Source organism: Streptomyces sp. NPDC001156, assembly GCF_053598275.1.
In genome coordinates this window covers 12,028-24,619 of sequence record NZ_JBSFJX010000037.1, presented here as the reverse complement: position 1 = coordinate 24,619, position 12,592 = coordinate 12,028, and the positions used below count along the sequence as shown (strand labels likewise).

At 69.1% G+C, this 12,592-nt stretch carries 11 protein-coding genes; 5 read left to right on the top strand and 6 right to left on the bottom strand.

What is annotated here, in order from left to right; translation table 11 throughout:
- Positions 1-171: 171 nt before the first annotated feature.
- A complete protein-coding gene (locus tag ACWDA7_RS19640) occupies positions 172-1,614 on the bottom strand; it encodes an MFS transporter (protein ID WP_450605530.1) in 1,443 nt (480 codons plus the stop codon).
- 213 nt (positions 1,615-1,827) lie between these two features.
- On the opposite strand from ACWDA7_RS19640, the gene ACWDA7_RS19635 reads away from it, so the two are divergent.
- Positions 1,828-3,408: an IS200/IS605 family accessory protein TnpB-related protein gene (locus ACWDA7_RS19635; protein WP_450605529.1), complete on the top strand. Its 1,581-nt coding sequence runs from the start codon at positions 1,828-1,830 to the stop codon at positions 3,406-3,408.
- Positions 3,409-3,897: 489 nt separating this feature from the next.
- Here ACWDA7_RS19635 and ACWDA7_RS19630 read toward each other — a convergent pair whose 3' ends face one another.
- Together ACWDA7_RS19630 and ACWDA7_RS19625 are read right to left on the bottom strand one after the other, a co-directional pair.
- Positions 3,898-4,644 carry a class F sortase gene (locus ACWDA7_RS19630; protein WP_450605528.1) on the bottom strand — a complete coding sequence of 249 codons (747 nt, stop codon included), beginning with the start codon at positions 4,642-4,644 and terminating at the stop codon, positions 3,898-3,900.
- Between the two features lie 145 nt (positions 4,645-4,789).
- Positions 4,790-5,605: a hypothetical protein gene (locus tag ACWDA7_RS19625; protein ID WP_450605527.1), complete on the bottom strand. Its 816-nt coding sequence runs from the start codon at positions 5,603-5,605 to the stop codon at positions 4,790-4,792.
- Positions 5,606-6,551: 946 nt separating this feature from the next.
- On the opposite strand from ACWDA7_RS19625, the gene ACWDA7_RS19620 reads away from it, so the two are divergent.
- Positions 6,552-6,860 (top strand): hypothetical protein, encoded by a 309-nt coding sequence (locus ACWDA7_RS19620; protein ID WP_450605526.1) that lies wholly within the window; start codon positions 6,552-6,554, stop codon positions 6,858-6,860.
- A 223-nt stretch (positions 6,861-7,083) separates the two neighbouring features.
- The gene (locus tag ACWDA7_RS19615; RefSeq protein WP_450605525.1) at positions 7,084-7,509 is read left to right on the top strand and encodes an SsgA family sporulation/cell division regulator; all 426 of its coding nucleotides are present in this window, start codon (positions 7,084-7,086) and stop codon (positions 7,507-7,509) included.
- Positions 7,510-7,765: 256 nt separating this feature from the next.
- On the opposite strand, the gene phoU is transcribed toward ACWDA7_RS19615, so the two are convergent.
- Positions 7,766-8,434 carry a phosphate signaling complex protein PhoU gene (gene phoU, locus ACWDA7_RS19610; RefSeq protein WP_450605565.1) on the bottom strand — a complete coding sequence of 223 codons (669 nt, stop codon included), beginning with the start codon at positions 8,432-8,434 and terminating at the stop codon, positions 7,766-7,768.
- Positions 8,435-8,833: 399 nt separating this feature from the next.
- Here phoU and ACWDA7_RS19605 point away from each other — a divergent pair, with 399 nt between their 5' ends.
- Positions 8,834-10,072 carry a SpoIIE family protein phosphatase gene (locus tag ACWDA7_RS19605; protein ID WP_450605524.1) on the top strand — a complete coding sequence of 413 codons (1,239 nt, stop codon included), beginning with the start codon at positions 8,834-8,836 and terminating at the stop codon, positions 10,070-10,072.
- A gap of 159 nt (positions 10,073-10,231) precedes the next feature.
- On the opposite strand, the gene ACWDA7_RS19600 is transcribed toward ACWDA7_RS19605, so the two are convergent.
- Positions 10,232-10,936: a TetR/AcrR family transcriptional regulator gene (locus ACWDA7_RS19600; protein WP_450605523.1), complete on the bottom strand. Its 705-nt coding sequence runs from the start codon at positions 10,934-10,936 to the stop codon at positions 10,232-10,234.
- 304 nt (positions 10,937-11,240) lie between these two features.
- On the bottom strand, positions 11,241-11,516 hold the full coding sequence (locus ACWDA7_RS19595; protein WP_450605522.1) for a hypothetical protein: 276 nt from the start codon (positions 11,514-11,516) through the stop codon (positions 11,241-11,243).
- A 429-nt stretch (positions 11,517-11,945) separates the two neighbouring features.
- On the opposite strand from ACWDA7_RS19595, the gene ACWDA7_RS19590 reads away from it, so the two are divergent.
- A complete protein-coding gene (locus ACWDA7_RS19590) occupies positions 11,946-12,461 on the top strand; it encodes a lamin tail domain-containing protein (protein WP_450605521.1) in 516 nt (171 codons plus the stop codon).
- Positions 12,462-12,592 lie beyond the last annotated feature (131 nt).

Sequence of the window (12,592 nt, the reverse complement as noted above, 5' to 3'; positions counted from 1 at the left end):
GGACGAGCCGCCGTCGTGGCGGCCGTCCGCAGCATGCTCGGCGTCGGGCCTGCACACGACCCTGAACAGTCCGATCGACCGGGACTGCCCGCGGGCCCACGGCGTTTCGGTTCTCGGCAGCGGCCGCCGCGAGGGCCGTTCCCCGGGCCGCGCGGTCCTCTCGATCGCCGATCAGGGAGGAGTGACGCGTGGGGCGAGTTTGGTGGCCTGGATGCCCGAGAGTTCGTCGAGGGAGGCGCCGCGCGGCTCGACGCGGTAGGCGAGGGTGATGAGGAACCCGCCCGCACAGGCCGCGGCCACCCCGTACAGCAGAGCGGCCTCGCCGATGTCCGCCAGCAGTACCGGGAAGAGGAAGGTGCCCAGCGCGGCCCCGAGTTTGCCGCATCCGGCGGCGAATCCATGTCCCGCCGAACGCATCTCGGACGGGAACACCTCGGCGGGCAGGGCGAAGGTCGTGGCGTTGGGCCCCAGGTTCATGAAGGTGTTGAACAGCCCGAACCCGACCATGACCAGGGCGAGGTGGGCGTTGGCTCCGTCGGGCAGTTGCGTGCCCACGGCCAGGACGCACAGCGCGATGGTCATGACCGCGAACCCGGTCAGTTGCAGGGGCACCCGGCCGACCCGGTCGACCAGCAGGATCGCCAGTGCGAAGCCCACGACCAGGAAGGCGTCCAGCAAGGCGGTGCCCTTGGTGGAGGCGATGTCGTCCGCGATGAACGTGGTGTTCGCGCCGCCCAGCGCGAAAGACGCCAGCAGGGTGGGGGTGAAGATCCCCACCCCGTAGGTCGCGATGTCCATCAGGAACCACGGCACCGCGGTGAAGATCGTGCGCCGGCGCCAGCGTTGCGAGAAGAGCTGCGGCTGAAGGAAGGCTCCGAGGCCCTCGGGCGGTGGCTCGTGCCGTTCCTTGTCCGCGGGGGTCACCTGGACGGGAGTGCCGACGAGCGCCCGGCCCACCTCGCACGCCTCCTGTTCACGGTCGTTCTGGGCGAGCCAGCGGGGGCTCTCCGGCACCCGGCGGCGCAGCCAGATGATGACCAGAGCCGGCACCAGCCCGAATCCGAGCATGATGCGCCACGAGGTGATGTGAGGCCGGGTCAGCAGGATCACCACACCGGCCGCCGCCCCCAGCAGAATGCCGAATGCCTGCAAGCTGAAGGCGCTGACCAGCCATCGTCCGCGGGCCTTGGACGGCAGGATCTCCGCGAGATAGCTGGCGGCGATCGGGTAGTCCAGCCCCACCGCCACACCCAGCGCGAAGCGAAAGACCGTCAGGGACCAGACACCCCACGCGGCCGCGCACAGCACGGAGAAGACGACGAACAGCCACAGGTCGACCCGGAAGATCCGGCTGCGCCCGATACGGTCGCCCAGGGGCCCGAGCAGCGCGGCGCCGACGACCGAACCCACGATCGCCGCCGCCGACAACATGCCCATCTCGGCGGCACTGACGGAGAAGTTCGCGGCGATGAGCGGGTTCGCCACACCGATGATGAAGAAGTCGAAGCCGTCGAGCAGAATGCCCAGGCCGACCAGCAGCCAAAATCTGATGTGCAGTCCGGAGACGGCGGCGTCGTCCAGGGCTTCGCCCAAGGGCCGCGCCTGGTCGGACATGTGCTTCCTCGGGGGTTGGGAGCTGTTCGTTTTCGGATGTGCAGGAGTGTGCACGAGCGTGTACTGGTTCGTGGTGTTGCAGCGTGCACACGACGCATGGCGAGCACTGAATGTCAGTGCCGGCCGGTAGCGTTCTTCCTGTTGCTGATCAAGTGCTGGGGAGGGGGGTGCATCGATGCGTGGTGAGTCGTTGCGCACGATCGCTGCCCCTTCGTGGCCGTCGGCCCGTCCGGCGTGGCGATCCGCACCCGCCTCAAGGGCCTCACGCCGGACGACGAGCAGGTGTTACGTCTGGTCGGCGCGCATCTGGGGTCGCTGGCCTCGAAGGATCTCAAACGCCGGTGCGCTGAGGGCCTGGAGCACTCCGCGGATACGTGGGCGCAGCGCAAGCGGGCCCTGACCGACACGTCGTCGTCGCGGTGGGCCGGTTCGATCACGAAGGCCACCCACGATCAGTGGGCGCTGTCCAGGCGTGCCCAGCTCGCGCACATTCACAGCCTTGAGGCCGGCATCAAGACGATCGCGCACCGGTTGTCGCTGCCGGTGGGTGAGAAGGGCTCGAAGCGGGCTCCGGGCGGATACCGCACCCGGCAGGAGTGGTTCCAAAAGACCCGGCGGCTGCATCTGCTCAAGGATCGGCTGGAGCGGGAGCGGGCCGATCACGAGGTGGGGCGGGTGCGGGTGGTGCGAGGCGGTAAACGCCTGCTCAACACCCGACACCACCTCGAGGCGGCGCAGCTCACCGAGCACGCATGGCGACAGCGGTGGGAGGCAGCGCGCTGGTTCCTCCAGGCGGACGGCGAGTCGGGCAAGCGGTTGGGGAACGAGACGATCCGCGTCACCCGGGACGGTGAAGTCTCCCTCAAGCTTCCCGTCCCGCTTGCGTACCTGGCGAACGCCCCGCATGGCCGGTACGTCCTGGCCGCAACCGTGGTCTTCCACCACCGGCGCGAGGAGTGGGCCGACCGCATCACCACGAATCGGGCTGTGGCCTACCGCATCCACTACGACGTGCAGCGTGGGCGCTGGTACCTCACCGCGTCCTGGACGATCCCGCCGGTCACCACCGTCCCCCTGTCCCAGGCCCGCACCGGCGGCCTCATCGGTGTCGACACGAACGCCGACCATCTGGCTGCCTGGCGGCTGGACGCCCACGGCAACCCGTGCGGCGAGCCGCGCCGGTTCTTCTACGACCTGTCCGGCACCGCGGACCATCGTGACGCCCAGGTACGGCATGCACTGATCCGGCTCCTGCACTGGGCGAAACGCCACGGGGTGTCGATCGCGGTCGAAGACCTCGACTTCAGCGCGGAGAAAACCCGGGAGAAACACGGGCGCCGCAAGCGGTTTCGGCGGTTGATCTCCGGCATGCCGGTGTCCAAGCTGCGGGCCCGGCTCGTCAGCATGGCGGCCGAACTCGGCATCACCATCATCGCCGTGGACCCGGCCTACACCAGCAGGTGGGGCGCCCAGCACTGGCAAAAACCCCTCACCCACACGACCAGGAAAACCAGCCGTCACGATGCCGCGAGCATCGCGATCGGACGACGCGCCCTCGGACACCGCATCCGGCGACGGACGGCACCGCCCCCACACGACCAGAGCGATCGTGTGGGGCATCGGACCGCCCAGGCCGGACACGGCGCCCCAGGGCGTGAGGGAACCCGCCCCCGCATCCCCGGACCACGGACACGATCCACTGGGACCGGACGCGGCGTGAAAGCGGGAGACCAGGGCGCCCAACACCGTTCGGAGCGTCCGACTGAGCCTGCACAACCTATGCTCAGTCCGTAGGAACGGTTTCTCGGGGGTCACGTCGTCCTCACGAGTAGCTCCGTTAAGGGGGTCGCCGCACGCCATGTTGCGGACGGAACCTCGACAGGTGCGGACGCCAGGCGACGCGTCCGAATCACGGCACTCGAACGGGCGACCAACTCGATGCGGAACAACGGCCCCCGCGGCTGTCGGTCCTCATCGGGGCATGCTTCGGATCGGCTGCTGAGAGGGCGTGAGTGGCCCGTCCATGGAGGACGTGGTCCGAGGCGGCGGGCAGAGCGGGAGCAGTGGACCCTCGATCGTAGGTTCGTCGGCCCGCGGTATCGCCGGCCGCAGGTCCTCTATGACTCAGGGGCAGAGGCGCGGCCCGTATGTCGCTGGAGTCGACGGGAACCGAGCCGACCTGCACCGTGCGATTCTCGTGTCGAGGCCGTGCGGCGACCTGCCCTGCACGGCACTGACCCGCCATACGGGACGGCGGGTCGAGGCAGTGGGCCGGTTGATGTCTCAGGAACGTCCCGATGTGTCGAGGTGTGCGAATACGACGACGTTGGACTGGTATTCGTGGGCGCTGTGGTTGTAGGTCCCGCCGCAGGTGATCAGCCGCAGCTGGGCGGTCGGGGCGTCGGCGTAGACCCGGGCGTCGGGGAAGTGGGCCTTGCTGAACGTCTGGACCGAGTCCACCTTGAAGCGGGCGGTGATGCCGTCGGCGCGGGTGATGTCCACTGTGTTGCCCGGCTTGAGGAAGCGCAGATACACGAAGATCGCCGCGCCGGTCTTGGTGTCGACATGTCCCACCACGACCGACGTTCCTCGTTCGCCCGGTGAGGCTCCGCCCTTGTACCAGCCCGCAAGGTTCTTGTTGGTGAGGGGTGGTGTGTTCAACTGTCCCGAAGGGGTCAGGGACACGTCCGTGAACGGTGCGTTCACCCCGATCTGCGGAATCACGATCCGTTTTGGTTCCGACCGCGGCAGCGCGGGCCCCGAGGGACGTGCCATCGCATTCGGTCCCGGCAGCGGCGGGGCGACGGACGGGGGCGGTCCCGGAGGTGCGACCGGGTGCAGAGGTGTGGGCGGGGCGACGACGGCCGGTACCTCCGGCGGCTTGGCATCAGCCGGAGGCGCCAGCGAGTGGTGGATGAGCAGGGCGCCCAGGGCCACCGCCGCGGCCGGCCACAGCAGAGAAGGGCCGACATGACGCGAGGGGGCTCGGCTGGGGGTCTCATCGGGCGGGGCCTGCTGCGCGAGAGTCATTGGACAAAGGCCTGTTCATCAACTGGAGCGGCGGTCAGACATCGGCGGGCCGGCGGGACGCCGGCACCGCGGCCGCAGCCGCGGGCACTGTCGTCCTTCCCAGGGCGACAGCGCCCGCGACCGAACGGCACCTGGCAAGGACCGATCAGGCCCCGACAGCATCCGACGCGCTCCGGCGCCGCAGCATGTAGGCGCCTGCGCCGAGACCGCCGACCAGGAGCAGAGAGCCTGCGGCCAGGCCGCTTCCGGACTCCGCGAGACCGCCGCCACCGGCCTTCACACCGCCGATCGGGGCCTGCTGTGCCTGCTGTCCCTCCTGCTTGTGCGACTTGCCGCCCTTCTTCCACGGGTTGCCGCCTCCCTCGGCTCCGGAGTCGCCCTCGGCTCCGGAGTCGTCCCCGGCCGCGGCCGACGAGTCACCCTCGGACTGGGCCCCGCTGTTCGGGTCGCCCTGCGACTGCTCGTCGTCGCTCGCCGCGTCGTCGCCGCCCGGCTTGCCGCCCTTCTTCTTCCACGGGTTGCCGCCGTCGTCCATGTGGGCCATGGCCAGGGCGCCGCCGCCGGCCTTCACACCGCCGATCGGGGCCTGCTGCTGCTCGTGCGACTTGCCGCCCTTCTTCCACGGGTTGCCGCCTCCCTCGACTCCGGAGTCGCCCTCGGCTCCGGACTCTTCCCCTGCCGTGTCCGGGGCGACACCGTTGGCCTGCGCGCCATCGTCCTCCTGCGCGCCACCCTCGACCTGAGCCCCCCCGCCCTGCTCCTCGTTCTCCCCCGACGACTTGTGGCCGTGATCCTTTCCGTGCGGTTTGTCGTGGCTGTCGTGGCTGTCGTGGCTGCCGTGGGAATTACCGCCGTCCGACGCCCGAAGTCCGACCAGCGACACGGCATGCGCGGCGGGAGCGGAGAGCGCGACGGCCGCGGCAACCGCCGCGGAGGCGAACATTGTCCGGGTCACTCGCATCAGAGGTAGTCCTTTCGCCGCCACCGCGAGGGCCGGCACCACGCCGGCACAGCGGAATCGCAGCAGCAACGTGACCACCCTCAACCGGCCAGCGCCCCGCACCGTCCAAGGACACGGCCTCACGGGCCTGCCCGTACGCTGTTGGAGTGTCTCCAGACCGAAAATCAACCCGGTCGGCAGCATCTCCGTCGGCACCAGGACAGAGGCATTCCCAGGGTGCGAGTGCGCGCCCTGAGGCCGACTTGCCGCAGGAACATCCCTGGTGACGGGACATCAGAACCTTCTGGGGCCTGCTGGTCCGGCAGCGGGAGCGGCCCAGGCCGGGCCATCGCGGGCGGCTCCCCGCACCGCTCGGCGGTACTGGGGTGGGAGGACGGGACCGCCCCGGCCGAGGCGTACCGGGAGGCCCTGCGTCGGACCATGCCAGGGCGACCGTGAGGCTCCCGGGGTGTCCATCATCTGGATGTGAGGAGGCGCCGTGGCCGAGTCCTGCTCGTGCCGCACCACCGCTGGGTGCCGGGGGACTACGCGAACTGGGACCACCCGAGTGCGACCCCGAGATGATGCACGCCGCCCATGAGCTGAACGGGCCGACCTTCGCTCACGCAATCGTCACCACCGACCGGCTCGTCGCCGTGTTCGACGCGGCACGCCCGCGCGCCTGACCGGACGTCCGCAGTGCCGCCGCGCGCTGTCCTGGCAAGGGCGCGCACGCCCGAAAACAACGCCTGAAGGCTGTCTGAGAAGGCCTTCCCACCTGCTGTGATGAGCCTCACCAAGAATATGAGGCACCCCTCAGGTACGCTGGCGAAGTCAAAACGTGAGGGACCCCTCAGATTGTTCGGGGCATCTCGCCGGCGACTTTTTCAGAACGTGCGCCACGGTCCGCGGAAGCGATGACCCACCGTCCGGTGGGCGGACCAGGGCAACCAGCGAGGAGATGACCATGAACAGGCTGATCACGCGCGTGGTGGTGGCTGTTGCTTCTGCGACGATCGCAGGCGGAGCCGTGGTGGGTGCCGGGAGCTCGGCGATGGCTGCCTCGCAGCCCGTTCACCCCACCCGGTCCGAGGCCGTCAGTGTCGCGACCGGCGCTGGCGCGGACTCGCTGCAGCGCTACCACCAGGGCGCTTACCGGTGGGACGGTCACCGCCTGTACCGGTGGATCGAGGACAAGTGGACCGATGTGACTCCGCTCCGCCACGGCGCCGTGGACCGTTGGTACGTGGACCAGCTGCTGCTGGCTCAGGGCTGATACTTACCGCCGCTTGACGAGGGCCCGGGGTGCGTGCCCGCATCGGCCCCCTGGGGAGCCTTCCAGAGGCGTGCCAACCAGGCGAAAGCCCACAGGAGCAGCTGATGTCGTCTTCCCTGCCGATGCTGCGCGCCGCGCAGTGGTGGCTGCCTGTGTCCCGCGGTCCGGAACACGGCGTGAGCCATCGGAGTCAATGCGTAGCGGGCTGTCGGAGTGATGGACCATGACTTCCTTGCACATTGTGGCGTGCGAGCTGCCGGTGCGGCTGATCAGGTCTGATGACCTGTCGGTGCACCTGTCTGTGGAGCTCTGGTACGAGACCGGCGATCCCTATGTCGTCCGTGCCGCCTTCCACCCCGTCGGGCGGAGCGAGAGCGTGGATTGGGTCTTCGGCCGTGACCTGCTGGCGCAGGCCCTGAGTGGCCCTGCCGGTGAGGGGGACGTGCGGATGTGGCCGGCCGCCGGCGCTGCCGCGGACGATGTGCTGTGTCTCGCCCTCAGCTCACCCCACGGGTCGGCCTTGCTCGAACTGCCCGCGTCGAGCGTGGAACTCTTCCTGCGCCAGACGCATTCGGTGGTGCCGCCGGGCGCCGAGTCCGAGCACCTCGACCTCGACGCCGAACTGGCACAACTGCTCGCGGGCAGCTGAAGCCGTTCGCGCCAACCACTGATGAGTGGTGCGTACGCTCGCCGCCGAGAAGAAGCAGGTTTTCCGAGGCGCTTTCATTCCGCTGCCCGATGGCGACGAACGCCTCGATGATGCGGTGACAAGCCTCGCGACGATGTCCGAACATTGTGATGATCGACACCCCGCACTGCCCGAGCTTGCGTACGCTGCTACGTGCCGCGCGACGACGTAGATGGGGAGCCTGACAAGCGGGCACCCTCGCCGAGTCCGGCGGAGGTCATGCGGGCGCATCCGTGGCCAGCTCGTCCGTGTGCTCGCCCGTCACCAGGTAGACCACGCGCCGGGCCACCGACACCGCATGGTCGGCGAACCGCTCGTAGTAGCGGGCGACCAACGTCACGTCCACGGCAGTTTCCACGCCGTGCTGCCACCGGTCGTCCATCAGATGGTGGAAGATCATGCGGTGCAACTCGTCCATGCGGTCGTCGTCCTTCTCCAGCTGGAGCGCCGCATCGACCTCCTGGGTGAGGACCACTTCGGCGGCCTGCGCCATCAGGCGCTGCGCGAGCTGGCCCATCTCCAATATCGTGCGGCGCAGATCGCGCGGCACCGCCCGCTCGGGATAACGCATCCGGGCCAGCTTGGCCACATGCTGGGCCAGGTCACCGCAGCGCTCCAGGTCCGCGCTCATGCGCAGCGAAGTGACCACGACGCGCAGGTCCGTGGCAACCGGGTACTGCCTCGCCAGCACCGCGATCGCCCGGTCCTCCAGGTCACGCTGGAGGTCATCGACCCTCTCGTCGGCTGAGATCACGCTCTCGGCAAGCTGCAGATCGGCATCCAGGAGAGCGGTCGTCGCCAGGCCGATGGCAGAGCCGACCAGATTCGCCATCTCCACCAGGCCGTCACTGATCGAGGCCAGCTCCTTGTGATAGGCCGCCCGCATCGTGTCCTCACCGTCCACTCGTGTGTGCCAGACTTCCGCCGCCACCAGGCTCCCACAGCGTGCTCATCGGGCTGCCAGCGGCGGTGCTCGGCGCCCCTGGGGGAGCGGGCCCATCGTTGCGACCAGAAGGACAGCGGCAAGGTCGGCCCCTGTACCCACTGTGATGGGCGATTTGTCTCATGGCGAAGGCAGGGCTGTTTCGCCGACAGAGGTCACCCGGGGCGTCTGGTGATGACATCAGACTGATGTAGGTCGGCGGAGTCGCCGGGTCCAGACGGAAAGCGGTCGCTGCCTGTCGTCGCCTGTCATCGTTGATCGCCCTCGCGCGGTCCACACACGGCCCGCATAGTGGAGAGGGGAGAGGAGGCTTCCGGACAGGAAGAGGCGAGTGCAGTGTCTGTGGCTACCGCGCCGGTCGACTACGAGGCGTTGTTCGCCGTCACACCCAGCCCGCATCTCGTGCTGGGTCCCGATCTTGTGATCGTCGCAGTCAACGAGGCGTATTGCTGCGCCACTCGCCACTCTCGGCAAGATCTGGTCGGGCGATACCTCTTCGAGGCGTTCCCCGAAAACCCGGCAGACCCCGACGCCGACGGAATCCGGAATCTGAGTGCCTCGTTGCACCGTGTCCTGCGCTCGAAGGAGCCGGACACGATGGCGATGCAGAAGTACGACATTCCCGTGCCCGACCACCCGGGAGTGTTCGAGGAACGGTGGTGGTCCCCCATCAACATCCCCGTCCTCGGACCGGACGGACAGGTGGCGTGGATCGTCCACCGGGCGGAGGACGTCACCGACTTCGTGCTCTCCCGTTGCCTGTCGCAGCCGGGTGACGCGCTCAAAGAGCGAGAGGCGATGGAGGCCGAACTGTATGCGCGGGCACGGGAGCTCCAACTGGTGAACGAGCAACTGCGGCAGGCCCACGCCAGGGAACGACAGGTCGCCGTCACCCTTCAGGAGGCCATGCTGCAGTCCCCGGACCTGGCCCGGCACCCCAACGTCGCGGTGCGCTACCTGCCCGCCGCCCAAGGGCTCAACGTGTGCGGCGACTGGTACGACGTGGTGGACCTGCCCGACGGCTGCTTCACCGTCGCGGTCGGCGACGTCGTCGGCCACGGCCTGGAGGCTGCCGCCGTCATGGGTATGCTCCGCAGCGCCCTGTCCGCCGCGGTACGCGCCCTGCGCGATCCCGCCAAGGCCATCGAGGTCCTGGGCCTGTACGCCCGCTCGGTGGAAGGGGCACTGGCCACCACGGTGGTCAAGGCCGTCGTGGACACCCACCGCTGCCACATCACCTACAGCAGCGCCGGCCACCCCCCACCGGTTCTCGTCCGCCCGGACGGGACGTTCGTTCTGCTCGACCAGGCCACCGACCCGCCGCTGGGAACCCGCCCCCAGCATGTCCCGCGCCCCCAGGCCGCCCTTCCCTATACCCCCGGCGATGCCCTCGTCCTCTACACCGACGGGCTCATCGAGCGCCGCGGAGAGGACGTCGACGTGGGCCTGCGCAGGCTCACCGACACCCTCGCCGCCAACTCCCGCCTCAGCCCCGATCACCTGGCTGACACCCTGCTGTCCCGCCTTGGAGTCAGCGGCGGTGGGGAGGACGACATCGCATTGATCGTCGTGCGTCTGTAGCTCCTACAGCGTCACGATGACGGCCAGCGTCACGATGACGGCTCCACGACGGCCCGGGATGGGTGAGGAAAGCGGAAACCGCAGGTCATCCCGAGCGTGGCCTGACCAGGCCCACTCCTGCGACCCCGGGGGAGCAGGCCCGCTACTGCACCGCAGGGGTCACTGCTCCTCGTGGCACTCTGAGCATTCCTGCTCGGGGCATTCGATGATGACCATGGCCTCTTCGAACTGCCGGGGGGCCAGCGGCGGTTCCGGCAGGGGGTGGGCGCAGTCCGCCCGGAAGCCGTCGAGCATGAGGTGGAGGTGGCGGCGCCAGGCACGGGGGGCGATGTTGCGCGTGGCCTGGATGATGCCGGCCTGGGACCAGATGACGAAGGCGACGTCCTCCGGGGTGACGTCCGCACGGACGATCCCCTGCTCCTGGGCGGCTCGGAAGACCTGAGCTCCCAGTTCCCTCGCGCGGTCGACCATCTCCCGGCTGAGCACATGGAGGGGGAGCTTGGCGGAGACCAGGTCGTGGAAGGCGCGGTCACAGGCCTGAAGCTCGCACAGCCGCTCGAGGTAATGGCAGAAGCCCTTCCAGGCGTCGTCCATGGCGGCGGCCTCTTCGGCTGCGGCGACCAGTTCGGCCAACTTCGCGGTGAAGAGCTCTTCCACCAGGGCGAGCCGGGTGGGGAAGTGCCGGTAGACCGTTCCGATGGCGACGCCGGCCTCGCGGGCCACCCCCTCCAGGGAAGCGTCGAGGCCCTGTTGTGCGAAGGCCTCACGGGCAGCGGTCACGATCGCGTCCCGGTTGCGCTGGGCGTCACGCCGCAGCGGCTTGACCGGCGCCGCGGGCGCGGGCGGAAACGGTCGGGCGTTCATGCAGTGAGCCTAACATGAGGGGCCCCTCGAAAACGGGTACGCGACCGTGTGCTAGCGCACACTGCGACACTTGGAAGCGGTTCTCGGCCGCGCTTACCCGGCAGGGCCGGAGCCATGCAGTGGGGTCGCGGGAAAAGGGCCCCTCACTCCTGTCGCTGGAGCTGGTCGGCGGCCTTCGTCAGCAGTGCGTCGGACAGTTCGGGGTCGGCCACAGCCCGGGACATGAGCACCGCACCGACGAGAGCGCTGAGGGTGAGCATGGCCTCGGCCCGGGCTTCCTCGGAGCCGTCTCCGAGTCCGGCGATCAGGTCGAGGTGGGCGCGGACCTGTACGTGATGATCTTGCCGGTGCGGGTGTAGCGCGTCCTCCAGTGCGCGGTCATCTGGGTGGTGATGAACAGGCCCCGGCCTCCTTCGTCGTCGCCCAGCGTGGCGGCGATGCTGTGGGCCGGGGCGGTGGAGGCCAGGCCGATGACGACCGAGGAGAACGTGCCCGGTGCGGCGTTCTTGAGCCCTTTCCGGCCGGATCCGGTGCCGGGAGCGGTGCGGCCGGGGGCCACGGGAGTGCCGAAGTACCTCACACTTGATTCCAACGCCGGGCCCCGCGCGCCGCAATACAAGCCAAGAGTCCGGAGGCTGTACCGGGGCGCTGTCACGCGGGTGGACCGGAGCGGTGCCCGCCTCAGATCGTTGTTACCCACTTTCGGGTGACGGCCCTGTTCGTATGGGGGCGATGGACGGCCTTGTGTCGGCGTCGCAGGCGCTGCTTGCAGGTGCGTTGAACCGGACAAACGGGAGAATCGTTATCTCACACTCATAGGTGCGGTATGCAGGCGAGTGTTACAGGAATATCCGCAATTCGTAACACGCCTGATGTATCGCCCGTATTGCCCGCCTGCGGGATCAAGGTGTGGGTGCGCGGCCGGTTGGCCGTGCACACCGCAACTCGCACGCCCTTGCGCGGCCCGACTGCCGTGCAAGGGCGTGCCCTCACCCTGCAGGGAGAGCCTGTGTCCGCTTCCTCCGTGACCGCTCGCCGTCTGGCTGCCGTCGCCGTCGCGTCCGCTGCCGCGGTCGGAGCCTTTGTTCCGTCGGCGTCCGCGGCCGACCACGACCTGCGCGGGCGCAACGCGCGGGTCGAGATCAGCGATGTGCAGTCCGACACCTGGGGTCGCCAGGACCGCTCCAACCGCTCTCTGAACAGGGAGTGGGTGGAGATCACCAACAACACCCGGAGGGATGTGAACCTGAGCGGGTGGACGCTGTCGGACCGGGACGGCCACACCTACACCTTCCACCACTACCGCCTGGATGGCCGTTCCACGGTCCGCGTTCACACCGGGTACGGCCGCGACACCCGGACCGACCTCTACCAGGACCGCCGCCGCAGCGTGTTTGAAGGCCGCCACGACACCGCCACGCTGCGAAACGCCTATGGCCGTGTCGTCGACACCTTCTTCCTGGGCGGTGACCGTGACCGCGACGGCGGCTACCGGAACCACGGGGGCTACCACAGGGGCCACTGAGAAGCCATCAGAAAGGATGTGCCGGTGACCGCGGCGCGCGGAAGCGCGGTCCGACCGGCACGACCCGACGGCGCGTCGGCCCTGGCGGGCGGGCGCGCCGTCGTACGCTCCAGTGAGCCGTTGGGGACGCG

Bases quoted from the DNA above. Each gene is read 5' to 3' on its own strand.
- phoU (WP_450605565.1), bottom strand. From the start codon at position 8,434: ATGCGGGCGGCCTATCACAAGGAGCTGGCCTCGATCAGTGACGGCCTG.
- ACWDA7_RS19640 (WP_450605530.1), bottom strand. From the start codon at position 1,614: ATGTCCGACCAGGCGCGGCCCTTGGGCGAAGCCCTGGACGACGCCGCC.
- ACWDA7_RS19620 (WP_450605526.1), top strand. From the start codon at position 6,552: ATGAACAGGCTGATCACGCGCGTGGTGGTGGCTGTTGCTTCTGCGACG.
- ACWDA7_RS19600 (WP_450605523.1), bottom strand. From the start codon at position 10,936: ATGAACGCCCGACCGTTTCCGCCCGCGCCCGCGGCGCCGGTCAAGCCG.
- ACWDA7_RS19630 (WP_450605528.1), bottom strand. From the start codon at position 4,644: ATGACTCTCGCGCAGCAGGCCCCGCCCGATGAGACCCCCAGCCGAGCC.
- ACWDA7_RS19625 (WP_450605527.1), bottom strand. From the start codon at position 5,605: ATGCGAGTGACCCGGACAATGTTCGCCTCCGCGGCGGTTGCCGCGGCC.
- ACWDA7_RS19615 (WP_450605525.1), top strand. From the start codon at position 7,084: ATGACTTCCTTGCACATTGTGGCGTGCGAGCTGCCGGTGCGGCTGATC.